This is a genomic window from Blastococcus sp. SYSU DS0539 (assembly GCF_054050855.1).
In genome coordinates this window covers 213,722-237,011 of record NZ_JBJHAF010000001.1, presented here as the reverse complement: position 1 = coordinate 237,011, position 23,290 = coordinate 213,722, and the positions used below count along the sequence as shown (strand labels likewise).

Here is a 23,290-nt window from a genome sequence, read left to right as displayed (position 1 = left end):
CGGGACTGGCGGTCCGTTGCGACTACTGGTCGAGCCGATCAGCTGGAGCGCGCCGCAGCTCATCCGGCAGCGCTTTCGCATGCACGACCGCAAGCGAGCGATTGGCTCGAGTGAGGCTCGTGTACAGGAGCCCGTGCCGTCCCAGGTTCTTGCGGAAGTCAGCTGGTTCAACAACGACGACGGCGTCGAACTCCAAGCCCCGCGCGTCATCGGCTGAAAGCACTCGCACCGTCAGCTGCCCGTCCGAGTACTCGTCGCTGCCCGCGGTGCGAGCCCTCCACCCTTGCGCTGCGAATGCCGCCCGCAGCGGAATCGCCTCCACGCCGATGACAGCAGCCGTCCCGCCAGCGTGGTCCCTGGCCAGCTTGGACGCCGCTGTGACAACGACCGTCGGCAAGTCCGCGGACCGGACCTTCCACGTGACCGGGCGACTGCCCTCTTCCTGCACAGCCATGCCGTGGCGCTCGTGTCGTGGCAGCAAGTGGCCAGCGAACTTGTGGATCGCTGTCGTCGAGCGGAAGACGCTCTTGTAGTCCTCGATGTGCGTGTCCACGGCAAGATCCAAGAACTCGAGGCTCTGCTGCCACGACATGCTGCTGTGGTCCGAGCGGCGCTGGTTCATGTCACCGACGAGAGTCCAGCCAGCATCAGCACGGACGAGCAACCGCAGGATGCGCCACTCGATCGGGCGCATGTCTTGAGCTTCGTCGACGATCACGTGGCCCGGGGACTCGAACCGGTGCATCCCTGAGGCCAGCGCACAGTAGGCGATCAGAGGCGACAGGCGTTCCGAGCGCAAGGCAACGCCCCAGTCCGGCAAGGACCGCAGGTACGCCTGCCAGTCAGGCGGCGCGAGATGCGCGTTGCGACTCAGCCGGTCGTAGATGAGCCTGCCCGCCTCGGTCCTGGACTTCGCCGTCTCCAACCGCCCGCGCCTGCGTAGGGAAGCCGCGACAGCGTCGACCAACGTGCAGAGCTCAAAGTCGAAATCCCGATAGGTCGCAGAGTGACCGCTCTCGGGATCTAGCCCGTCGTTCAGCTCCGGGACGATCCTTCTGAAGATGTCGCGGAGACTGCGCACGATGACAGCGCCGTCGGGAACGAGTGCGCGTACCGCCTTCGACGTGTGCCGCACGTAGTAGTTCGTGGGGCCCAGCAGCAGCACCTTGCCCCGGATGGCAACGCCCTCCCGCTCCGGGTGCACGAGGAAGGCCGCGCGGTGAACCGCGACGATCGTCTTCCCGGCACCGGGGTGCCCCTGCACCACGAGGGGCACCCCCGCATCCCACTTGACGAGGTCGTGCTGACGAGGCTGGAGGGTTGCGAGGACCTGGCGAAGCTCGGTCCGTCGCGGTTGAGCGAGTGTCCTGAGCAGCGCTTCCCTGTGCCGCAAGGCCACTGCATCGGGAACGCTGGTGCCGCTCCGTCCCTCATCTGCATTCTGTCCAGTGGCAGCCGATTCTGGGACGGTCGCGCGCTGCGGGGCTTGGTGGCTTGGCTTCACCGGTTGCGGCGAAGGCGCCGAGTCTTGCCGAGAGCCCCCAGCCGGAGCACTAGCCGACTGACTTCCCGCCGGCGGCCGTGGCACAGCGAGCGCCGCTTTTCGGTCGAAGGCTGTCTCTCCTGCGCCCTTATCCCGCCGCTCGTCGTCGTACCCGACGATGTCATCGCCACGAGGAGTGAAGATCCGCGTGATCTGCACTTCGCCGATCAAATCGGTACCGGGGCCATGGCCGTAGAACGCGTCGGCTGCCGGCGCCGCCCAACTAATGACCACGAAGTCTTGTTCCCGGGCGTACCACTGTCCGACGTAGATGCTGTCCGTTCCCAGGAGCGGATCCGGGGCACTCAGGCCCATTCGTCCGACGAAGGGTTGGGGCACCGGGCGGTCCAGTTGCACCACACCCTTGCGGCCCCTGGCGGGTCCAGACACACGCGGCTTAGCGATCCTGACCGCTCGGTTGGCCTTGTCCGTCAGGGTCTGCACGTAGCGCTTGTTGCGCGCCCGCTCGTCAGCCAGGACAGCTGGGTCGTGCGCGCTCACTCGCACACCTCGACGACGCAGATGGCCAGCGGGGACACCGTCACGTCCGGGGCCCCGGTCTTGTCGAGGTCGTTGAGCGTCTGGCGGTGCGCCTCTTCTCGCCATGCCAGCTGGCTGTCGAAGAGCTTCACGCCACGCGTCTTGCCGCGCTCGAGGGCGGTCCGCCGGCGGGCTCGGATCGAGGCGCGCGCCCGCTCGTGCTGGTCTTCGAGGAGAACCCGCCGAGACTCGATGAGCGCGGCGATCGCGCTCCTCCGATTCTCGTTCTCGCGGAGCATCCGGTCGTCCATGAGTCCTTGGAGAACGTCCACACACTTGTCGAGCGCTGCGGGCACCGGCTGCGTCCCCTCCTGCAGCTCCCCCGTCGCCAGGCGGGCCAGGAGGACATCGACGTACTGCTCACCGACGAGTCGAGCGTCGATGCTCACGGCCGTCCCCCAGATCTCCTGACCGGCACGGGGCGCCTCCCAGCGCGCGACCGCGAGCTGGACGACGAAGGTCCCGGGCTGCAGCTCCCCTCGGGCCGGCACGCGCATGACCGCGAAGCGGGCCTGACGTTGCTCGGGCACGTTGGCGGCCGCCAGGACGAGCGGGTGCCGTGCCGAGAGCAGGTCCATCGTCTGACTTGTCCGCGCGGTCTCCTGATCCAAGACGAGGTGCAGCTCTTCCTCGTTCCGCAGGGCGCGCTCGTAACGGCCGGCTTCGTCGCGGCTCAGTCGTTCCTCGGCCACCAGCCGATTCAGCCGGTCGGCCATGTCGCGGTTTCCTCGGAGGCGTAGGCCCGTGCCTGCGTCGATCGCCACTGGCGGCGACGCTTGGCACAGGGAAGCCCAGTCTTCGAGGAGGTGGAGGAGCTCAGCAGCACCGACGTACCGCCCGGAGGCCACGAGGTCGCGTTCCAGGCCCGCAACGTCGTCACTGGACGCCCCGAGCAGGAACGGTGTCGCCGTCGCGAGGTCCTCGAGACTGCTCCGCTGTTCCTCGATGGCGGCCAGTGCATGGTCCGCTTTGGCCGCTCGTTGGGCGTCGCTGAGATCGAAGTCGAACACGACGTCCTGAAGTGCCTTCAGGTGGTCTGTCACGATCGGCTCGAGGGCCCCGATGCTGCCTTCGAAGACGCCGATCCTGGCGAGGAGCCGTTGCTTGATGCGGTCGTCGAGAGCCGCCGGGCACCAGACGTTGAGGATGGAGATCTGCTCCTCCGGCTGACCGATTCGATCGATGCGCCCGATCCGCTGTTCGACCTCCATCGGGTTCCACGGCAGGTCGTAGTTCACGATCACCGAGCAGAATTCGAAGTCCAGTCCCTCGCTGGCCACCTTGTTGGCGAGGACGAGGTCGTAGTGGCCATCACGGAATTCCGCCATGACCTGGCTTCGGCGATCACGGTCGATGCCACCGTGGAGGACAGCCACTCGGCACCGGTCCCGGAGGCGCCTCTCCAGGTACGCGAGGGTCGGACGCGAGAAGGTGAAAAGCAACGCCCGGCGACCCGAGTCGATGACCTCCAAGAGCTTTGGGACGACGGCGTCTAACTTGCTGTCGACGCCGTCGATCGCTTCGGCGGCTTGCACGAGCTCGATGTGCGGCCTAAGCATTGGAGGTTTGGACCCCGATGGCAGGCTGGTCGAGTCCTCGTCGGCGACGACCTCTTCGGTGCTCCACCGCAACACCGCGTTCCGAGCGGCGGGCAAGCAAGCAGATGCCAGACGCAAGGGCATCTGCATCGCGAAGCCGGCGGGTTGACCGGCGGCCGCCGCGCGATTGCGGCACCAGGTGACGTACTCGTCGTAGAACCGAGATTCGGCCGGCGTCCACACGACTTGCGTGTCCATGGCCTTCCGTACCGCCTTCTTCTCATCGACCTCCACCCGCCGTGTGCGGGTGAAGACCGAGGAGAGGACGTTCAGCTCGGAGAGGTAGCGCCGTGCCTGCACGATGTCACGAGCGCTGAGGTCGTCCCGCCCGACGATGTCCCGCAGGGACGCGAACTCGACCCGCTTGACCAGCGGGCGTCCCATAGTTAGCGACCGCATCTCGTCCAGCACGCGCACGCGATCGACGCCAGCGACATCAGGGGCGGCGAGGAGGCCACCCACGCGGTTGAGGACGACGTTCGGCTCCAGCTGCAGCTCGAGGGAACCGGCGTCTCCGAAGTCGCCTGGCGCGAGCAGCTCCAACAGGTTGTACAGATCTTCGTTGCGCAAGTTGATGGGGGTCGCGGTCAGCAGGACGAGGGCCTCGGCCCACTCGCTCAAGAGGGAACCGGCTTGGTGAGACGCCGTGCTGGCGTTCCTCATGTTGTGCGCCTCGTCGACGATGGCGAGGCTGAGGGGACCTACCAGATCGGCTAGCTCCTCCATCGCGTGCCACATGCGGAATCGCTCGAGGCTGACGACGTAGGCGAACCGGCGAGGCAGCCGGTTCTCCCGCGCCCGCTGCTCGAACTCGGTGGCCGCAGGACCCGAGAGCTCGACGAGCTGAAATCCGAACCGGTCCTCCATCTCACGTCGCCACTTCGCGATCAACGACGCGGGACATACGACGAGGACGCGGTCGGCGGACTTCCGCGCCTCCAGCTCCGTCCAGACGAGACCAGCCTCGATGGTCTTGCCGAGGCCGACCTCATCAGCGATGAGGATGCGCGACTTGCCCGACTCCAGCATGCGGATGACTGGGCGGAACTGGTAAGCGCGAAAGATGGTTCGTGTCGCGCGGAACGAGAACAGGGTATCCGTGAAAGCCCCGGCTAGCTTTTCCCGAGTCAGCGTTGCGCTCAGTCGGCGGGCAGTGTCCGGCGCCTGCTTGATCCAGTCGAACACCGTGTCACTGGATTGGAGCTCGGCGAGCAGGTCTTCGCCGTAGGCGACCTGACGTCCGTCGACACGAAGGTCGTAGATCCACTTTCCAGCGTTGAATCGGCGGCCCCGTACGGGATGGTCTCGACCGGTACTGACCACCATGACGTCGTCGTTGACCCCGAACTTCGGGGCAGGCACGTCGGTTCCGAGCGACCACAGGTGGTCCAACCACGCCTCCGCGTCACGCAGTGCGTGGTCATCGGAGAGTGCATCTGCGTGGACGTGCTGGCTGGTCCCGGGCGGCGCTCCACGAGAGACGATCAAGCTCCTGGTCTCCACTCCCCCCGAGAACCAGTAGACGCCTTCGGGAAGCTCAACATCGGCCTGACCGAGATGGCGGACTTGCCCGAAGAGATCGCGCTGCTCCAACCGAGGCGGCCCGACGAACAAGGCTGCGAGGCCCGGGACCAAGGCGGCGAGCTCCGCCGCATCCTGCGCTTCGGGGTGGTACCCGTAGCTCGTCTTGACCTGCTCCGCCGTATACCCGAACAAAGCCTCTGACTCCTAGATCGCACCCCCTGCTACAGAACGTCATCAGCAAATCACAGCCAGCGGCCTGGATCACTCCAGCCGGATAGGTGTCATTCCGATGAGTGGGGCAGTCGTCGCCACCTCGTCGACAGCGGTCGGCAGTTGAACGCGAGTGTCAAGCCATCGCCGTGGCCGTTGACGTCCGAGATCCGCGTGCGCGGTCGCCGGACTACTTCGGGCTGGCCTTCGACGGAGGCTCGAGCCACTGCTCATGACCGAGCGGCGCGTCGTTCAGCTGATTGCGGCGGCTGCGCCAGTCGGGCAGGTGGCGGTCCATGAGCTTCGTGAAACGGTCCCCGTGATTCCGTTCCAGGTAGTGCGTCATCTCGTGGACGACGATGTACTCCAAGCAGTCCGGGTGCTTCTTGGCGAGCTCAACGTTGAACCAGATGTGTCCGGTTTCGCGGTTGCAGGAACCCCACTTGGTCTTCATGCGCCGGACGCTCCACTTGGGCACGGAGACATCGATCCTTTGCTCCCACATGGCGATCGCGGCGGGGATGGCGTGGCGCAGCTGCTCCCGGTACCAGTGATCGAGAAGGTCGCGGCGACGCTCCGTGCTCGTGCCCGTCGGGACGTAGAGCAAGAGCCGGCTGCCGTCGAGCTCCAGGTGGGCGCGGCCGGGTCGCTCGACCACCTTGAGGCGATGCCGCGTGCCCCATACGTAGTGGGACTCCCCCGTGACCATCTCGCGCTCGGACTGGCGCTCGGCGAACTGCAGTTGTTCGCGTTGCCGCTTGATCCAGGGCAGGCGCTGGATGACGGCCAGCCGCACCTGGTCGTCGTCGAGCCGCTCCGGGGCGGCCACGCGTACGCGACCCATCGGCGGATAGACGCCGATGTGCAGGTTCTTGATGTCCTTATAGACGACGTCGATGTCGATGCCGCGGACGCTGAGGTAGGCGTTAGCGGTACTCATCCCGGGCCTTCACCAGGTCGAACAGCTCATCGAGACGGTCGAAGTCAACCGGCAGAGTGCGACTGATCGCTCGCTTGACAACCTTCTCCTTCATCGTGTTGCCCACCCAGTCGTGCGGCTTGCTCGTCAGGATGGCGGTGTCGACCTGGATCGGCATGGCCGGGTCAGGCCAGCCGAAATCCACGAGGGCTCTGCGCGCGCCGTTGTCCGCCCAGGCGGGGTAGGCGGTGTCCGATTCCTTCGTCCCGAGCTTCTTGGCGGCGTCGAGCAACTTCGCCAGGTACTCCTGATAGTCGATGGCCTGTTGACGACGCTCCTCGATGATGGCATCGAGCAACTCGGACATCTTGTCGTAGTACTTCGGGTTCATCGCCCGCTCGTCGACGATCACCTTGCGCATGTTGTTGGTGATCGTCGCAGCAACCGCCTCGGGGTCCTTCTTGATTCCGGTCGGGAGCTTGTCGATGGCGTCCGCGCCCAGCTTGACGATCAGGTCGATCAGGCCGGCATCCTCGAAGTTGGAGACGACCCGCGAGGCACCGGCCTGGATGTAGGTGTCGAGCAGGAACCGCATGCCGGCCTCGTGCTGCTTGAAGTCGACGTCCTCGCCTGCACCGAGCTTCACCTCGGCCCGCACGTCGACGTAGTGCGCGATCTCCTTCTTGATCGCCTCAGCTTCGGCCGCGCTGTAGCCCGCGGCGGTCATCTCGTTGGCGACGTTGCCGTAGGCGCGGGTGACGGCGGCGACTGCCTTGTACAGCTCGACGCGCTTCGGCTCGTTGACCTTGAGCTGCTCGGCGTTGCCCTGCTCTATGGCGCAGAAGTACTGCTGATACTGCAGGGTGTTCTTCGGCGGCGCCACCGGCTCAACGAGCGCCCGGACGCGTTCGAGCGCTTCGTCGAGATCCTCCCGTGCCTTCTCGATGCGATCCGACAGCAGCCCCTCGATGTCCTGCTTCTCGTAACCGTCCAGGGCACCCGAGGTGTAGTCGGTGATGGCGGACTCCAGGGAGTTGAACAGGTCCTGGTAGTCGACGATGTAGCCGTAGTCCTTGTCGTCCCCGTCCAGACGGTTGACCCGGCAGATCGCCTGGAACAGGCCGTGGTCCCGCATGCTCTTGTCGATGTAGAGGTAGGTGGCGCTCGGGGCATCGAAGCCGGTCAGCAGCTTGTCAACCACGATGAGCAGCCGCATCTGGCCGGGGTTCTCGAGGAACTGCTTCTTGACCGCCTGTTCGAATTCCTCGACCTTGTTGACTGCGGTGTCTTCCGGCTCGTCGAAGTAGTCGGCCAGCATCCTGCGGTAGATGTCGTACTGACGGACCTTCTCGGTCTTGCCCGCGCCGGCGTCCTCCTTGGCGATGTCGCTGGCGTTCGGGACGTAGCTGGTGACAATGGCGCACTTGCCTTTGAAACCAGCCGCTACGAACATCTCGTAGAACTTGCAGGCCTGGTAAATGCTCGAACCGACCAGCATGGCGTTGCCGCGCCGGTCCATCAGGCGAGGCTTGGTCTCCATGTCCAGCAGGATGTCGTTGACGATCCGCTTGGCTCGGGGCTCGGAGGAGACCACCTTCTGCATCGTGCCCCAGCGCTTCTTCAGCTCGGCCTTGGACAGGTCGGTCATGCCCTTGGTCTTGACCTCGAACCACTTGTCGACCTGGTCGGGGCTGGTCAGCTCTTGGTCGATGTTGCGGGCTTCGTAGCGCAGGTCGAGTACGACGCCGTCCTCAACGGCCTCGTCGAACTTGTAGGTGTGGATGAACGAGCCGAAGGTCTCGATGCTGGTGGCCTTGTCGGCCTTGAGCAGCGGGGTGCCGGTGAAGCCGATGAACATGGCCTCCGGCAGGAGCTGCTTCATCGCCTGGTGCATCTTGCCGGACTGGGTGCGGTGGGCCTCGTCGACGAAGACGAAGATGTTGCCCTTGGCCTTGAAGTCCTTCGGGATGCGTGCGTGCAGCTCCTTGATGAAGTCGGCGGTCGCCTCGTCGTCCTCGTCGTCGGTGTCGGCGGCCCGGAATTTGTGGACGAGTGAGCAGATCAGCCACTCCTCGCTCGCGTTGAGGGTGCCGATGAGGTCGGCGCCGCTCTTAGTGCGGTAGATCTGCTCGTTGACGCCGCCGAACACTTTCTCGATCTGTTCATCGAGCTCGGTGCGGTCGGTGATGAGCAAGACGCGGGCGTCGGGCTGGTTCTCGCGGATCCACTTGGCGAGCCACACCATCGTCAGGGACTTGCCCGAGCCCTGGGTGTGCCAGATGATGCCGCCCTCGCGCTTAGCGATCCGCTTCTGGGCGGCTTTGATGCCGAAGTACTGGTTGTGGCGCGGGCCCTTCTTGATGCCCGCATCGAAAACGATGAAGTTGTGGATCAGCTCGAGGAAGCGTGCCTTGCTGCACAGCTGCAGCAGTGCCCGGTCGAGCGGGTCGCCGACGTCGGACGGCTCCTTCCACTCCAGCCAGTACTTCTCGGGCGTGTCGATGACGCCGTAGCGGAGGCCCTCGACGTCGTTGCCGGCGAAGACGAACTGGACGGTGGAGAAGAAGGACCGGATAAACTCCGGCTTCTGATTGCCGATGGTTTGCCGGATGCCCTCCGACACCGCGACCTTGGATCGCTTGAGCTCCAGCGTGGCGAGCGCCAGGCCGTTGACGTAGAGCACCACGTCGGGCCGCTTGGTGTGCTGGCCGAGGACTGTGACTTCCTCGGCGATGCCGAAGTGGTTCGCCTCAGGGTTCGTCCAGTCGATCAGCCAGACCGTTCTGGTCTGCTCGCCAACGCCCGGCCTGACCTTCACGCCATAGCGCAGCAGCCCGTAGACGTCCCGGCTCGCCTCGTAAAGATCGTGGCCGGCACCGACTGCGGCGGCCTTGCCAAGCTGATCGAGGGCCCGGGTGATGAGCTTGTCGTCGTAGCCCCGTGCCTTGAGGCTCTGCGTCAGCAGGCCGACCTCGACGTTGGCGTTGTGACCGCGGTATGCCCAGTTACCGAGCCACTCGTACCCGAGTTGGTCGCGAAGCAGCGCAACCACGCGGTCCTGGGCCTTCCGTTCGATCTGTCCCACGTCACTCATCACGAACCTCCTTCTGCATCGCCTCCTCAACTCCTTCCGTTTCCCACTCCCCATAGGCTCGGCGCGTGCCTTGCACTAGCCATTCAACCCGGCCGTTGGCGCTGCGCCCAGCCACGATTGCCGCTGCGGCACTCGGACTGGCGAACACGTGGTTGCGAGTGAAGCGCATTGCTGCACCGTCGGACGCTGGCACCAGCGTGCCGTCTTGCTCCAGCTTTGCCCGCAGGCCCGCGTAACTGTGCCCGGCGACGCCGGTCCACTTGAGTCGCGCGCCCGAGCCTTCGAGCACGGTGAACTCGCCGTCGACTTCTTGTGCGGTTGCGGTGATGCCCGACTTCTTTACGGACATTTGGAACATCGGCGAACCCGCCCGAGTGGTGGTCGGCCCGGCGCTCGGTACGGGCAACGTCGTTTTCGGCGACCGGAAGATGTTTACCCCCAGCACCGGCAGCACAATTTTGGCCTGCTCGATGAAGTATTCCATGTCCGACACGTCGGCCTCTGGCAGGACAATGGGCGACGGCGTGGTGCCGTTGGTGAGCCGTGCCCGGTTGGCCTGGAGAGCAAGCGTGATGAACCGGCTCTCCAGGTAGCGGGCGTGCGCCTTTGTCAGGTTGGTGTCCTTGCTGGTTAGCACGACGGCTCGATCCCAGAAGTCTTTGCCGTTCTGGTCCTCCGAGCGAGCGTGCTGATACAGCCGCTTGCTGACGTCATCGCCCTCGCCGATGTACGCCATCTGGCCACCCAGACTGTCCGGGTCATCGCCGAGAAGGATGTAGATGCCGGTCCGGGTTGCCTCAGGGCGCTTCAGGAGCGTCGCGAGGTCCGATCGCGGGGCCGCCACGACGTGCCCCGTCCAGTTCATGATCTCCGCCGTCAGCAACCCGCCGGGCGTGCCATCTGCCAGGAACAGCCGAACGGACTTGCCGCTACTCACCCCGCGGCCTCCAGCGGCAGCCGCGTGCGGCCGGTCAGTAATTGCTGCATCATGCCAGCCTTGATGTTCTGAGCTTTGGCGCGACGTACCTGCAATACCTCAAGCTCAGCATCGGCGCAGGACAGCATGTCCGCGATCGCGGCCTGCTCCCCCACGTCGGATGGCAGCTCAATCGGGAGCGAGCGCACAATGCTCGCGGTATAGCTCATTTGCTTAGTGCCCTGCGTGTAGTTGAAAGCCAGACTCTCGCCATAGTGAAGGTAGTAATAGAACAAATACGGTGTCAGGAGTTCTGGCCCGGGAATCACCGCCATACATGACTGGTTTGTCGCCGCATCCGCCATAAGAAGTCCGCAATTCCCCCTCGTTCCCGCGGCCTCGAGTCCTGTGATTGCCATCAGGAAGGTGCCGCTCGGCCAGATCCTAAGGCTGGCACTCTTCCGGCCGGCTTCGGTGATCCGCTGAGGAATCTGACGAATCTTTCCACGCTTCAGCTCGGTACTGGTCACCCAGGGGATGGAGCCGCCCCAGTTTCGCGGATCGGACCGCCTCGGGGTCGCTCCACTTGCGATTGTTGTGGACAACTCGCCCCATGTAGAGGTCCTCCAGGGATGAGTGAACCCCGGCAGGCGCGTGCGGCAGGTCAGCAGCTGCTGCATCATGCCCTGCATAATCGTCTGCTTCTTGGTAATGAGGCGTCCAAGGGTGCCGATCAGGTCGTCGACGTCTTGAAGTACCTCGCCGATCCGACGTTGCTCTGGCTCCGACGGCAGCGGAAGCGGCATTTGGACGAACTTTTCACGCGGAAGGTGAGCAATACTCGTCTGGGTTACAAAGTCGGCGAAGGCACCTGTTGCAGACCAGTATGCGAGCAGCGCGAGCATCAGCCGAACATCGTAACCATTCTTTGGGCGAAGTCGATGCAGAGCCTTCTGGTAGTAGCACTCTGGCAATTCGTTTCGCCAGATTGCACCCCGCCCGACCTCCCCGCCCTCGCAAACTAGGAGGTCGCCATCTCGCAATCGATAACGCTGGAGATCTGAGCGACTCATTGGCACAACGCCGCCGGCGGAGACATCAACCCGCCCCCACTGGACAGCGCGATTACCAACGTAAGGCTTAGGGATGCCGACATTCTTCGCCGCGTCGAGCATCTTCCCAAGCTGAACATCGAACTGCTGACCTACGGTCGAAGTCGCCCATGTCGCGGTCATACTTCAACACCCATGGCTGCAAGGTGATCTGCAACCTTCGATGCGAGCTTGTTCAACTCCGCGTCGAGATCACCCACTGCCGCTTCATAGCGTGCACCGAGCTGCTTGACGCGTGCAACAAGATCCAGCGTGAGGGCTTCAACTTCGCCATTCACGCGTTGTAGGACGACAGCCTTCCACTTGCCGTCAAGCACTAGCGCTTTGACGTCGTCTTCGGTCAGGTCGCCGTACTTCTTGAGCGTGGCCAGGTTGAGCTTTTCCTGCGCCTCCTTGACTTCCATCTTCGCGGCAGCTTGCGCCTCGTAGAGCCCAAGGACGTGCTCAAGCGCCTTGATCTCGTCGGGATCGAACTTCTCGCGTTTGGCGACACGGAGGCGCGCCGTTACGAGCGCTTTGGAAATCTTGTCGTCGTCCATGGCGTCGGCCAGGAGTCCGTCCTCGACAGAGTGCTCTTCGACGTACTCCTCGACGCCCCGCGCGGCGTCCTCGGCTGCGGCGTTGAGCTCATCAAGCTGAGCCTGGTCGTCGGCGAAGTAGCGCGCCACGATCAGCGCTGGCGGGATGAGGTCCATCCTGTACTTGGTGGCGCTCCGGCCGGAGCCCACCACAAGATCGGGCGTCTCGGAAAGCTTGCGCTCCTTATCCTCGATGGTCTTGCGCGGCTTGGCAGCTTCACGCCAGCCCTCGGCCATGACGAGATACACGTCGTCGTGCATGACGTCGTGCCAATAAGACATGAGTTGCTCGTAGATGTCGTACTCGTCGAGTAGCGGCATCGGCTTGAAGCGGGCGAGTAGGTCGTCGCCGAGGGTCGCGATCAAATCGTTTGGCTTGGTGTCGGCAGTGATCCCGAGGAGCGCGTCGCGGTGCGCGGCGAACCAGTCCTCGACAATCCCGGCGGCTTCGTCACGCAGCCTGTGGAAGCCCGGAGCATCGAAGATGGCCTGCTGCACCGCGCTGACATCGATGGCGAGGTTGCTGTAGCCGGGACGGTTCGGCGTGAAGATCTGGCTGCGAAGTTCCGGGAAGGCGTCCCAGTAGCGCTGCAGCGCGTCGAGGTCCCGGTCTGGGATGCCGCCGTGCAGATGGGCACTAAGGTCCTGCAGGTCCTCGGGCTCCGAGGAGTCGATATAGCGCGGAATGTTGAGGTTGTAGTCGTTCTTGGGATCGGCAATTTCACTCATCGGCACCATGCGCGAGTAGCGCTCGATCTCGATCCGCTTGTTGAAGGTGTCGACAATCTTGTGCAGATCCTGGCTACGCAGGCGGTTCTTGTTGCCGTCCTTCATAAAGCCCTTGGAGGCATCAATCATGAAAACACCTGTGCGGGACTGAGCGTTCTCCTTGTCAAGGATGACCACGCAGGCCGGGATGCCGGTGCCGTAGAAGAGGTTGGGCGGCAGCCCGATGATGCCCTTGATGAAGCCGCGCTTAAGTAGGTTGCGGCGGATAGTGGCTTCGGCGTTGCCGCGGAAGAGTACGCCGTGCGGAAGGATGATGGCTGCCTTGCCGGTGCTCTTGAGGGACTTCAGGGCGTGGAGCAAGAAAGCATAGTCGCCGTTCTTCTCCGGTGGACGGCCGTACTCAAAGCGGCCATAGTCGTTCTCGAGTCCGTTCGTCCAGGCTTTGTCGGAAAATGGCGGATTCATGACGACGAAGTCGAAGGTCCACAGCTGGTCACCCTTCGTAAAATGCGGGCTCGCGATGGAGTTACCCTTTTCGATCACGGCGATCTCGTTGCCATGCAGGATCATGTTCATCGTGGATAGCGCCCAGGTGGCATTATCCTTCTCCTGGCCATAGACCGTCATGCCGCGCGGCGCCTCGGCGGCCGCCTTGAGCAGCAGCGAGCCGGACCCGCAGGCAGGGTCGTAGACGGTCTGGTCCTGCGGGGTGTTCGGACCGATGCCGACGACCTTGGCGAGGATCCGCGAAACCTCGGCTGGCGTGTAGAACTGCCCCTTGCTTTTGCCTGATTCGGTGGCAAAGTGCCGCATCAGGTACTCGTACGCGTCACCAAGCAGGTCATCACCCTCGGCGCGTGAGCCTCGGAAGTCGAGATCCTTGAAGATCGTGACTAGCTTGGAGAGGCGGTCCTGCATCTCCTTGCCCTTGCCCAGCTTCTCTTCGTCGTTGAAGTCGGCTTGGTCGATGACGTTGCGCAGCCCGCTGGCTTCGGCCAGCTTGGCGATGATCTTGTTGAAGCGGTCGCCAATCTCCTTGTCGCCCTTGGCGGCGAGCATGTCATCGAAGGAGCCCCCGGGCGGCACCTCGATGAGGCTGTTCGGGTCGGTCTTCTGTTTGTCGGAGACGTACTTCACGAAGAGCAGGGTGAGGATGTAGTCCTTGTACTGACTCGCGTCCATGCCGCCGCGCAGCTCGTCACAGCTCTTCCAGAGCGAGCTGTAGAGGTCAGATTTCCGGAGTGCCACGGGCGGCCTTTCGATTTAATGAGGCTGTCGCCATTGTTGTATTGATTTCAGCACGAAGCAGCCCAAACGGCGTCGGCCTTCAATCAGCGGCCGACTTTACCGGCACCCTCGTGCATACGCGGGGAGGCGGCGCCTCGGCTTCAGGCCGCCAACCCCCAACGAGGGGTGTGGTGCTTGGCTCAGCGCGGCCGCCGGTGGCGAGAGCGCGAAGCTCGGCGGCCGCATAGGCCGGCCGCCACGATCACGCGCAGGAGTCCTGCCCCAAGAGGTCCTCAGCTGCCGGTGCGCGCGACCGGAATGGCTGGCCACCCGGGGCCGGGCCGGAAGGTGCGACGTGCGGCCGGCGGGGCGGCCAACGGAGCGGCGACCAGGCGGAGCGTCGTTCCGCTCGGAGCTGGCACCTCCCGGCGGTGAAGGTTGTCCCGGCACCAGCGTTCGCAGTCGGCCATCAGGTTGCCGGTGGTCATCGGGCGGGAGATCCCGCTGGACGGCATGCCGGACAACTCTGCGCAGCTCCTCGGCTCAGGACGACGGTTTCGGCGTCCCCACCGCAGGGTGCTGCCCGGCACGGTCGTCACCGGCCGAACGACCGAAGGACCTGCCGGGAGCGCGCCGGAAGACGGGGAAGGACGCAGGACCAACGGTAGGTGACGCCCGTGTCCGAGCCGGGCATCCCGATGACCGGCGCGCCCCGCGCAGCGCGCCTGCGCGGCGCATCCACCGCCAGGCCGTCACAGCATTGCGGCAGAAATGGATTACAGCCAAGGTGAGCGCCAGTGGCGACGCCACCGGGGCGCCGCCACGAACGGAAGGTGCGGCGGCATGCACGCTCGATCCACCACCATCAAGGCCGAGCCCGACAACCTCGACGCCGGCATCGCCTTCACCCGTGACGAGGTGATGCCGGCGAGCCAGCAGATCGACGGCTGTATCGGCCTGTCGATGCTCACCGACCGCGAGCACGGCCGCTGCATCGACACGACGTCCTGGGCCGACGCAGAAGCCATGCACGCCGCCACCGAGGACGTCCACCCCATACGCCTCATGCAGGTCCTCGGCGCCCAGGGCCTCGACATCCAGGAGTGGGAGATCGCCGTCCTGCACCGGGAGCGCCCGGCCGGGGACGGCGCCGGCGCCCAGGTCACCTGGGCCCGCATCCCGCCGAACCGCCTGAACGAGCTCCTCGACGCCTACCGCCACAACCTCATGCCGCGGCTGCAGGACCTGATGGGCTTCGACAGCCTGAGCATGCTGGTCGACCGGCGCACCGGTCGCACGGTCAGCGTCACAGCCCTCGAGAGCCGCGACGCACTCGCGCTGGTCCGCAAGCAGGCCAAGCACCTGCGGCAGCAGTTCGCCCAGGCCATGGGCGCCCGCATCACCGACATCGCCGAGATGGACCTCGCCGTCGCCCACCTGCGCGTCCCGGAAACGGTCTGACGGACGTCGCTACCCGAGGCGGAGCGCCAGTTGCGTCGACACATGGCGGTCGACCCCCGCGGTGCCGACGTCAAGCGCTAACTCCAGGAGGACCCCGGTCCCGTGGTCATGCTCAACCTGCTCCGCTTCGCCGAGGGCGGCCGCGAGTCCTACGACCAGTACGCCAGGGCCCTGTCCGAGACCTTCCTCCCCCGCTACGGCGGTGCGGTCCTCTACGCCGGGGACGGCGGCACGCCACTCGTCGCCGAGCAGGGCCAGGACTGGGACGCCGTCCTGCTCGTCCGCTATCCCTCCCGCGAGGCGTTCAGCCGCATGGTCGCCGACCCCGAGTACCAGGAGGTCACGCACCTGCGCACCCAGGCGCTCACCGAGGCCGTGCTCCAGCCCACGACCCCCTGGTAGCCATGCCCGCTCGGGACGAGGGGACGCCGGCGCGAAGCCGCCTGGCCCGGACGGCCCGTCTCGCCGCACTCCCGGCCGCCTACGCCGGCCGCACCGCCCTCGGACTCGGCAAGCGCCTCGGCGGCCGCCCCGCGGAACTGTTCGCCGAGCAGGTCCAGCAGCGCACCGCCGAGCAGCTGTTCGCCACCCTCGGCCACCTCAAGGGCGGCGCCATGAAGATGGGTCAGGCGCTCTCCGCCATGGAGGCCGCGCTCCCCGAGCAGCTGGCCGGCCCCTACCGCGAGACGCTCATCAAGCTCCAGGAGGCGGCGCCGCTCATGCCGGCCGTCCGCGTCCACGAGCAACTCGAGGCGTCGTTCGGTCCGCACTGGCGCGAGCGCTTCGGCGACTCCGACGACCGGCCCGCCGCGGCCGCCAGCATCGGGCAGGTCCACCGCGCCACCTGGTCCGACGGCACACCGGTGGCCGTCAAGGTCCAGTGCCCGGGCGCCGCCGAGGCGCTGGTCGCCGACCTCGACATGCTGCAGGGGCTCTCCCCGATCCTGAAAGCTGCGGCCCCGCACCTCGACGTGCGCCAGCTCTTCACCGAGCTGCGGGCACGGTTCGTCGAGGAGGTCGACTACGCACGCGAAGCAGAGGCCCAGACCGCCTTCGCCGACGCCTACCGCGGCGACCCCGACGTCCTCGTGCCCGAGGTGCTGGCCGTGGAGGGCGAGGTCCTGGTCACCGAGTGGATCGACGGCACTCCCCTGTCGCGCGTCATCGCCTCCGGCACCCAGGCCGACCGCAACCGCTGCGGCACGGCCCTCGTGCACCTGTTCACCTCCGGCCCGGCGCGTGCCCGTCGCCTGCACGGCGACCCGCACCCCGGCAACTTCCGGCTGATGGACGACGGCCGGCTCGGCGTCCTCGACTTCGGGTCGAACCAGCCCATGCCGCGCGGCTGGCCGCCCCGGTTCGGCCCGCTGCTCGCCGCCGGGCGGGACGACGCCGCGGAACTGCACCGCATCGCCGCCTCGGCCCAGCTGTTGCGACCGGACGACGTGACGCTCGCGGCCCTGCTGGGGCCCCTGAACCCCTACCTGCAACCGCTGCGCAGTCCCGAGTACCAGTTCACACGCAGCTGGCTGCAGGAGCAGACCCGACGCGACTCCGACCTCCTCGGCGCCGCCCAACGCATCCAGCGGAAGCTGACGATCCCTCCGCACTACCTGCTGCTGCAGCGGGTGGCCGAAGAGCTGGTCGGCGTCCTCTGCTCGCTGAACGCCACCGTCGCGGTGGACGGCGAGCTGCGGCGGTGGCTGCCCGGCTACTGAGCCGAGCGGCGCATCGACCACATCTGAGCCGGGCGCTCAGACTGCATGGCGACGTCCCACGGGATCGCGCCGGTGACGCCTCCTTGCGGAAGTTGCTCACCGCGATCCGCGCCAGCTGCGGGTCGCCGCGACACGGGCCGCCAGCTCCCGCGCCCGGTCCTCGACCGCAGCGTCCTCCGGCGCCTCCCAGGCCAGCCCGAGCTCCACGGCCTTCGCCCCGTTGATCTCCTCGCCGAACAGCGCCATCGCCGCCGCAGCCTCGCGGCCGATCAACCGCGACAGGATGACGAAGTGCCCGCCGCCGGGGTGCATCCCGCGCTTGAGGAAGCCGGCCAGCAGCCGCGCCTCACGGGCGATTATCCGCAGGTCGGTCGCCAGCAGCATGTTCATGCCGGCGCCCACGGCCGAGCCGCGCACCGCCGCCACCGTCGGCACCTTCACCTGGCCGAGCCGGTAGAAGGAGTCGTAGATTTTCCCCATGCCCTCGTAGGCGTCGGGCGCCGCCGGGTCCTTGCCGGCCGAGGTCAGCGTCGCCACGTCGCCACCGGCGCAGAACGACTTGCCGACGCCGCGGATGACCAGCGCCCCGACCTCCGGCTTGGCGTCCACCTCGTCGAACGTCGCGATGAGCTCATCGGCCATCCCGGGCGTCAGCGCGTTGCGCCGGTCAGGCGCGTTTGAGCGTCACGATCGTGACGCCGCCGTCCACCTCGAGCTGAACCCCACCGGTACCGGCCACGAGCCCACGCAACCTGGCGAGCGGACCGGCCCCAGGGCCGACCCGGACATCACCTGACTGGCATCACACCACGGGCCCGCACCGGCCCGCGCACCGCGGTCGGGATCAGACGACGGTCGCCGACTCCACCAGCCGGCACAGCGCGTTCACCCGCCGCAGCTGCTCGGGCGTGCGCACCGGCGCGTCGAGCAGCAGCGGGCTCAGCATCACGACGGCCAGCGCCTGCGCCCGCGACACCGCCACGTTGAGCCGGTTCAGGTCGTAGAGGAACGACACGCCCCGGGGTGCGTCGTCGGCGCTGGTGCTCGTCATCGAGTAGAGAACTACCGGCGCCTCCTGGCCCTGGAACTTGTCCACGGTGCCGACCCGCGCACCGTCCGGCAGTGCTGCCTTGATCAGCGCAACCTGGGCGTTGTACGGCGCCACGACCAGCACGTCCGCCGGCCCGATCGGCGCCTCCTCCCCCAGGTGGCTGCGCCACGTCGAGCCCTGCGCCGAGCGCCACAGCCGCGCGACCGCGTCCGCCTCCAGCTGGCACTTGTCCGCCGCCGTCAGCACGTGGTCGACCGGGTGCACCCGCAGCCCGCTGCCCGCCAGCGGCCCCTCCCCCAGCACCGCCACCCGCTCCCGGCCGTCCGCCGCCTCCAGCCGGCCCTCGTAGGCCAGGTCGGAGACGAACGCGGTGAGATCCGGGTGCATCCGGTACGAGCGGTCGAGGAAGACCCCGCGGTCGGCCGGGATGGTCGCGTGGCCGTCGAGCAGGTGCTCCAGCGCCGACGCCCCGGAGTCCCCGGGGTGCACCGCCTGCGAAGGCTGGGCCAGCTGCTGCGGGTCGCCCAGCAGCACCATCGAGCGCGCGCCCCGCGCCACGGCGACGGCGTTGGCCAGCGAGAACTGGCCGGCCTCGTCGACCACCAGCACGTCCACGGCCTCCGCCACGTCGGCCCGGGTCCAGAACCACGCCGTCCCGCCGACCAACCGCGCGTCGCCGTCCGCCAGCGCCCGCGCCACGAAGCCGTTGTCCTTCGACCACGCCACCCCGTCCGCGCCGCAGTGCTGGTGCTCCTCGCACTTCTGCAGCGCCGGCCGACCCACCGCCTTCAGCAGGTTGCCGATGACCGCGTGGGACGTCGCGGTCACGCCCACCTTCTTCCCAGCGTCCAGCAACTCCCGGATCAGCGCAGCCGCGGCCGTCGTCTTCCCGCTCCCCGGCGGGCCCTGGATCGCCAGCACCTCGCCGTCCAGCGCCAGGCCGAGCCGCACGATCGCGGCCGTCGTCGTCTCGCCCTCGCGCAGCCGCGGTCCCGCGGGAACGCGGCGCTCCACCAGCGCCTGCCCGAGGCAGTCGCGGCCGGCGAGCACGTCCTCGCCGGTGTCGGCGATCGCCGCCCGCAGGCCAGCGGTGTTGAGCGGCCCACCGGGCCCGAGCCCGCGCGACTGCGGCGGCTCTGCCGCCGTCGTCTTCAGCACCAGCCGCCCGGCCGCGGCATCCAGCTCGAAGACCGTGCCGACCTTCTTCGCGGTGTCCACGTCGAGCGCCTCGTCACCGGCGGTGAGCTTCGTGTCCTGCACCGGGAACGAGTACTCGTACAGCGAGCTCTTCTTCTCCGGCCCCACGTACCGGACGAAGGCCGGCCCGCCCAGCGCCGTCCCGTCCCCCACCAGCTCCTCGGCGTCGAGGTCCTGCAGCCGGTAGACCTCCCACCACGCCGGCCGGTCCTCGCGGCGGTGCCAGCCGACGAGGTCGCCCAGCAGCTCGTGCCCGGCCGCGTGCAGCCGGTCGGTCAGCTCCTGCTCGGCGGCCTGGGCCTCCGTCACCTTCGCGTCCGGCGCCACCACCGCGACCTCCGGCCGCGGCAACGGCCCGTGCAGCGCCTCCAGGTCGGCGCGCTGCTGCTCCAGCCACTCGTGCAGCTCGCGGGTCGAGTCGACGTCGTCCTTGTTGTAGGCCTCGATGCCGTCCAGCCGCGCCGAGTCGCCGTCCTCCAGCCAGGCCTCGTACTCCAGGACGCTGCCCAGCGCGCTGGCCACCGCGCCCTCGTGCGACCGCCCGTAGAACGCCTCGACCTTCTTGATCGAGTACGACTCCTTGCTGATCCGCATCGACTGCCGGACGACGGGATAGAGGTCGACGAACCGCTCCTCGCGCAGCAGCTGGTCCAGCTCCGCCTCGCGGACGCCGTAGCCGCCGGTCAGCTTCTTGAGCGCGGTCACCTCGTAGGGCGCGTAGTGATAGACGTGCATCGCCGGGTCGGCCTGCACCGCCGAGACGATCCGGTCGATGAGGTCGGCGACCAGTTGCTTCTCCGCCGGGCGGTCGTGCGCCCACAGCGCCGTGAACCCGCCGGCCCGGTCGCCGATGCCGGCGAGGTACTCGATGCCCGCGCCGTCGTCGAACCAGGGGTCGCCCTCGAAGTCGAGGTACAGGTCGCCGGCGCTCGGCGACGGCAGCCGGAGCAGCCCGAGGCCCTCGACCGGGTCGAGCAGCGACCGCGACGACTCCCCCGTCGTCCGCTCCTTCAGCTGCTCGGCCGCCTGCTGCTGCAGCCGGGTGCGCGCGTCGGCACCGATGCCCGATCCCGCGAGCTGCTCCGGTGACGCGGTGGCCAGCGCCGCCAGCGTCGGGATGCCCGCCGCGCGGAGGGCGTCGCGGTGGTCGCCGCGCATGGAGGCGACCAGGCCGAGGTCGTCGGCGTCCCGCAGCTCGGTCGTGCACTTCTCCGCCCAGCGGCACTGGTCGCAGTAGCCGATCGGCGCGGGAGCGGTCACCGGCGGAGCGGCGGTGAACGTCTCCAGCCGGGCCCGCGCGCGACGGGCGTAGGCGGCGACGTCGACCAGCCGCCACGGCCGCGAGACGCCGTCGCCGGTAACGACGTGGATCCCGCGCGGCGCCACGCCCTGCAGCACCGTGAGCCGCTCGGCGTAGATCGCCATCTGCAGCAGCGCGGCGACCTTCAGCTTCCGGGCGAGCTTGGTGTCGGCGCTCTCGTAGGACCAGCCGCCGAACAGCGAAGGCACCTCGACGCGGAGCAGGAAGTCGGCCTGCCCGCCCCAGGCGCCGTCGAAGAAGGTCCCCTGGTAGACGACGTCGACGCCGCTGCGCATCGCCTCGACCGTCTCGTCCTCCGCCCGTCGGCGCCCGGCCGCGTCGAAGACGGTGTCGATCTCGGCGACCGTCTTCCCGGCAGTGCGCAGCGACTCCAGGTACTTCTTCTCGTGGGCCACGCCGCGGTCGAAGACCAGCTGCAGCTCGTCGGTCGTCTCGGCCTCCGGCGCCGCCCACTCCCCCGCGGCCACGCCCAGGTCCAGCCGGGTGAGGTGCCGGCACTCCTGGTGGTGGGTCAGATCGGTCGGGCTCAGCACCAGCCGTCCGTCGAGTCGCTGCATCCCCGCACCTCTCCGCGTCACCGTCCCGGACTACCGGACCGGACCCACCCTGCCTCGTCGCAGGGATAGCGGACGCCACTGACACGAAGTTGCGGCTGGAGGGGTGCCGGCCGCTCCACTCACCGACTGGGCGACCGCTCAGCTCGAGGCTTCTCGTGCCGCCGTTCGCCAGCGCGCCCGAGCGTCGCGGACATGGCGGTACAGCGGGTGCGCCACGTTGGCCGACTGGTTGAGCGGCGGCGTCATGTCGGCGATCACCTGTGCCTCCACCGTCCAGGGCTGATCGTGCACCGCCCAGCTGAGGGCCAGGTGCTCCTGCATCCAGGCGTTCAGTTCGAGCTCGTCCTCGGGCACCAGCAGGGGGCGGTCGGTGAACCGGCTCCGCCACCCTTGCCGCTCGTGGAGCAGGGAGGCGAGTGACCGGCGCAGAGTCGACTGCCCGGTCGTCCCGCGGATGTGGTTGCCGACGACTCTGCTCCGCAACGTCGCCCGGGACCACGGACCGCTGCGAGCGAGGCCGACGTACACGAGTTCGTGCGTGCCGTCGGCGTGCCCAGGCCCGCTGACACCCGGCAGCGCGCCGGGCAGCGACCACCACGCGTAGAGGCCCGGCTCGGTCGGCACCGCATCCAGCGCCTGCCCGACGCGGACGACCTCGCCGCGCAGGTCGACGGCGCTCATACCGCTGCCGCCGATCCCGCTCCCTCGCGCACGGCCTCCGCCAGCGCACCCGTGGTCAACACACACATCTGCACGCGCGCAGACTTCCACGCCCGCGCTGACCTACGGGCGCACCCGTTGACAGCGCCGGACCGCTGAGAAGCATGACCCGCGGGACGACGCCGGGCGCCACGCGCCGCGCCCGGACGTCGCGGCGGCTCGCCGGAATCACGATCCGTGACCTCCTGCCCTCACCCGCCCCACAGGTACCCCATTTCCCCGCGTGTGCCGCGAGTGCTCGGGGGAACGTCGCCCGCTGTCGCACGACAGCCGGCAACGGGCGCCTGCTCCTCCCGCACACGCCCGGCACGAGGGCTCGCCGTGCTTACGCTCCCCGCCGTGCTCACGACCGACGAGATCGATGCGAAGCCCGGAACCCCCGCGAGTGGCGACGCGGATTACGAGTTCGCGTCCACGTGGGCGCTGCGTGGCACCGAAGGACGCACGATCGCAAGGTGGCAGAAGGGCGGCTGGGAGCTCGACAACCAGAGCCCGGGGACACTGCGAACGGAGATCACCTTCCGTCGCGTGAAGCCGAAGAACGCCTGGCAGCAGTGCGTGGCCTTCCTCGCCGAGCACTGGTCCGCCTTCGGTCGTCTGAAGCTGATGACGCAGCAGCTCGTCCTCGCGTCGGCTGGGGCTCTCGTCGTGCTCTCGCTCGTCCTCGGCATCGTGGTGGCGAGCATCGTCAGCGGCGGTACCCCTACGCCGGCAGCAACGACCGACGCAGCCGCGCCGAGCGATCAGCCCGCCGAGGCACCGAGCGATGCACCGAGCCAGGCGCCGGCGGAGCCCGAGCCGTACGTCTACCAGGGCGTGCCCTACCAGATCGTCGTGGTCGACGAGGACGTGAGCACAGCTGACCTGACCCGGTACTGGGTCTTGACCGACTCGTTCGACTATTCGACGGATGAGTACAAGAACCAGATCCGGATGATCGTCGAGGACCTCGCACGCCGGAACGGCACTGCCGATCTGATGGTCGACGTCGTCACGGACCGGGAGATCGCCGAAGCGGAAGCCTTCTCGACATTCGAGGCGTTCGTCGAGGAACACGGCGACGACTACGCCGTCAACGCGATCCCCAGGAAAGAAGAAGAGCACTGGGTCGCGTCCTACACCGGCGGCTTGGACCCCGACACCGTGCAGCCGAGCAAGTCCGCCGACGCCTACGAGATCATCTGGTGGAACCCCGGCGCACTCGAAGGGTCCGAGCAGTGGAAGCCGGCGCTCGACGGTTGAGGCGGCGGATCCCGCCGGCCGGCTGAGCGATCG

14 protein-coding genes are annotated in these 23,290 nt (G+C 67.4%); 4 read left to right on the top strand and 10 right to left on the bottom strand.

Going from position 1 to position 23,290, the window contains the following annotated elements:
* Nucleotides 1-22: 22 nt before the first annotated feature.
* From ACI790_RS01065 to ACI790_RS01035, 7 genes are all read right to left on the bottom strand, one after another.
* Nucleotides 23-2,044: a UvrD-helicase domain-containing protein gene (locus tag ACI790_RS01065; protein ID WP_456567921.1), complete on the bottom strand. Its 2,022-nt coding sequence runs from the start codon at nt 2,042-2,044 to the stop codon at nt 23-25.
* A complete protein-coding gene (locus tag ACI790_RS01060) occupies nt 2,041-5,397 on the bottom strand; it encodes a DEAD/DEAH box helicase (protein ID WP_456567920.1) in 3,357 nt (1,118 codons plus the stop codon). Before ACI790_RS01060 ends, ACI790_RS01065 begins: the two co-directional genes overlap by 4 nt.
* Nucleotides 5,398-5,605: 208 nt before the next feature.
* Complete coding sequence (locus ACI790_RS01055; protein WP_456567919.1) at nt 5,606-6,355, bottom strand: M48 family metallopeptidase; 750 nt, start codon at nt 6,353-6,355, stop codon at nt 5,606-5,608.
* Complete coding sequence (locus ACI790_RS01050) at nt 6,342-9,428, bottom strand: type I restriction endonuclease subunit R (RefSeq protein WP_456567918.1); 3,087 nt, start codon at nt 9,426-9,428, stop codon at nt 6,342-6,344. The genes ACI790_RS01055 and ACI790_RS01050 overlap by 14 nt, the downstream gene beginning before the upstream one ends.
* Nucleotides 9,421-10,365, bottom strand: coding sequence for a GIY-YIG nuclease family protein (locus ACI790_RS01045; protein ID WP_456567917.1), 945 nt, complete (start codon nt 10,363-10,365; stop codon nt 9,421-9,423). Before ACI790_RS01045 ends, ACI790_RS01050 begins: the two co-directional genes overlap by 8 nt.
* Nucleotides 10,362-11,579, bottom strand: coding sequence for a restriction endonuclease subunit S (locus ACI790_RS01040; protein WP_456567916.1), 1,218 nt, complete (start codon nt 11,577-11,579; stop codon nt 10,362-10,364). The genes ACI790_RS01045 and ACI790_RS01040 overlap by 4 nt, the downstream gene beginning before the upstream one ends.
* Nucleotides 11,576-14,011: an N-6 DNA methylase gene (locus tag ACI790_RS01035; protein WP_456567915.1), complete on the bottom strand. Its 2,436-nt coding sequence runs from the start codon at nt 14,009-14,011 to the stop codon at nt 11,576-11,578. The genes ACI790_RS01040 and ACI790_RS01035 overlap by 4 nt, the downstream gene beginning before the upstream one ends.
* 822 nt (nt 14,012-14,833) lie before the next feature.
* Here ACI790_RS01035 and ACI790_RS01030 point away from each other — a divergent pair.
* From ACI790_RS01030 to ACI790_RS01020, 3 genes are all read left to right on the top strand, one after another.
* Nucleotides 14,834-15,451 (top strand): hypothetical protein, encoded by a 618-nt coding sequence (locus ACI790_RS01030; protein ID WP_456567914.1) that lies wholly within the window; start codon nt 14,834-14,836, stop codon nt 15,449-15,451.
* A 108-nt stretch (nt 15,452-15,559) separates the two neighbouring features.
* Nucleotides 15,560-15,853 carry a DUF1330 domain-containing protein gene (locus tag ACI790_RS01025; RefSeq protein ID WP_456568131.1) on the top strand — a complete coding sequence of 98 codons (294 nt, stop codon included), beginning with the start codon at nt 15,560-15,562 and terminating at the stop codon, nt 15,851-15,853.
* Between the two features lie 2 nt (nt 15,854-15,855).
* On the top strand, nt 15,856-17,169 hold the full coding sequence (locus ACI790_RS01020) for an ABC1 kinase family protein (protein ID WP_456567913.1): 1,314 nt from the start codon (nt 15,856-15,858) through the stop codon (nt 17,167-17,169).
* 96 nt (nt 17,170-17,265) lie between these two features.
* Here the strand turns inward: ACI790_RS01020 and ACI790_RS01015 are convergent, their stop codons facing one another.
* The 3 genes from ACI790_RS01015 to ACI790_RS01005 form a co-directional block, all read right to left on the bottom strand.
* Nucleotides 17,266-17,811 carry an enoyl-CoA hydratase/isomerase family protein gene (locus ACI790_RS01015; protein WP_456567912.1) on the bottom strand — a complete coding sequence of 182 codons (546 nt, stop codon included), beginning with the start codon at nt 17,809-17,811 and terminating at the stop codon, nt 17,266-17,268.
* A gap of 202 nt (nt 17,812-18,013) precedes the next feature.
* Nucleotides 18,014-21,295, bottom strand: a complete 3,282-nt coding sequence (locus tag ACI790_RS01010) for a TM0106 family RecB-like putative nuclease (RefSeq protein WP_456567911.1) — start codon at nt 21,293-21,295, stop codon at nt 18,014-18,016.
* Nucleotides 21,296-21,433: 138 nt separating this feature from the next.
* Nucleotides 21,434-21,976, bottom strand: coding sequence for a GIY-YIG nuclease family protein (locus tag ACI790_RS01005; protein WP_456567910.1), 543 nt, complete (start codon nt 21,974-21,976; stop codon nt 21,434-21,436).
* A gap of 378 nt (nt 21,977-22,354) precedes the next feature.
* On the opposite strand from ACI790_RS01005, the gene ACI790_RS01000 reads away from it, so the two are divergent.
* Complete coding sequence (locus tag ACI790_RS01000) at nt 22,355-23,257, top strand: hypothetical protein (protein WP_456567909.1); 903 nt, start codon at nt 22,355-22,357, stop codon at nt 23,255-23,257.
* Nucleotides 23,258-23,290 lie beyond the last annotated feature (33 nt).

Excerpts from the sequence above, each read along its gene's own strand:
- ACI790_RS01010 (WP_456567911.1), bottom strand. The coding sequence starts at position 21,295 with ATGCAGCGACTCGACGGACGGCTGGTGCTGAGCCCGACCGATCTGACC.
- ACI790_RS01050 (WP_456567918.1), bottom strand. The coding sequence starts at position 9,428 with ATGAGTGACGTGGGACAGATCGAACGGAAGGCCCAGGACCGCGTGGTT.
- ACI790_RS01005 (WP_456567910.1), bottom strand. The coding sequence starts at position 21,976 with ATGAGCGCCGTCGACCTGCGCGGCGAGGTCGTCCGCGTCGGGCAGGCG.
- ACI790_RS01055 (WP_456567919.1), bottom strand. The coding sequence starts at position 6,355 with ATGAGTACCGCTAACGCCTACCTCAGCGTCCGCGGCATCGACATCGAC.
- ACI790_RS01040 (WP_456567916.1), bottom strand. The coding sequence starts at position 11,579 with ATGACCGCGACATGGGCGACTTCGACCGTAGGTCAGCAGTTCGATGTT.
- ACI790_RS01015 (WP_456567912.1), bottom strand. The coding sequence starts at position 17,811 with ATGGCCGATGAGCTCATCGCGACGTTCGACGAGGTGGACGCCAAGCCG.
- ACI790_RS01025 (WP_456568131.1), top strand. The coding sequence starts at position 15,560 with ATGCTCAACCTGCTCCGCTTCGCCGAGGGCGGCCGCGAGTCCTACGAC.
- ACI790_RS01020 (WP_456567913.1), top strand. The coding sequence starts at position 15,856 with ATGCCCGCTCGGGACGAGGGGACGCCGGCGCGAAGCCGCCTGGCCCGG.
- ACI790_RS01030 (WP_456567914.1), top strand. The coding sequence starts at position 14,834 with ATGCACGCTCGATCCACCACCATCAAGGCCGAGCCCGACAACCTCGAC.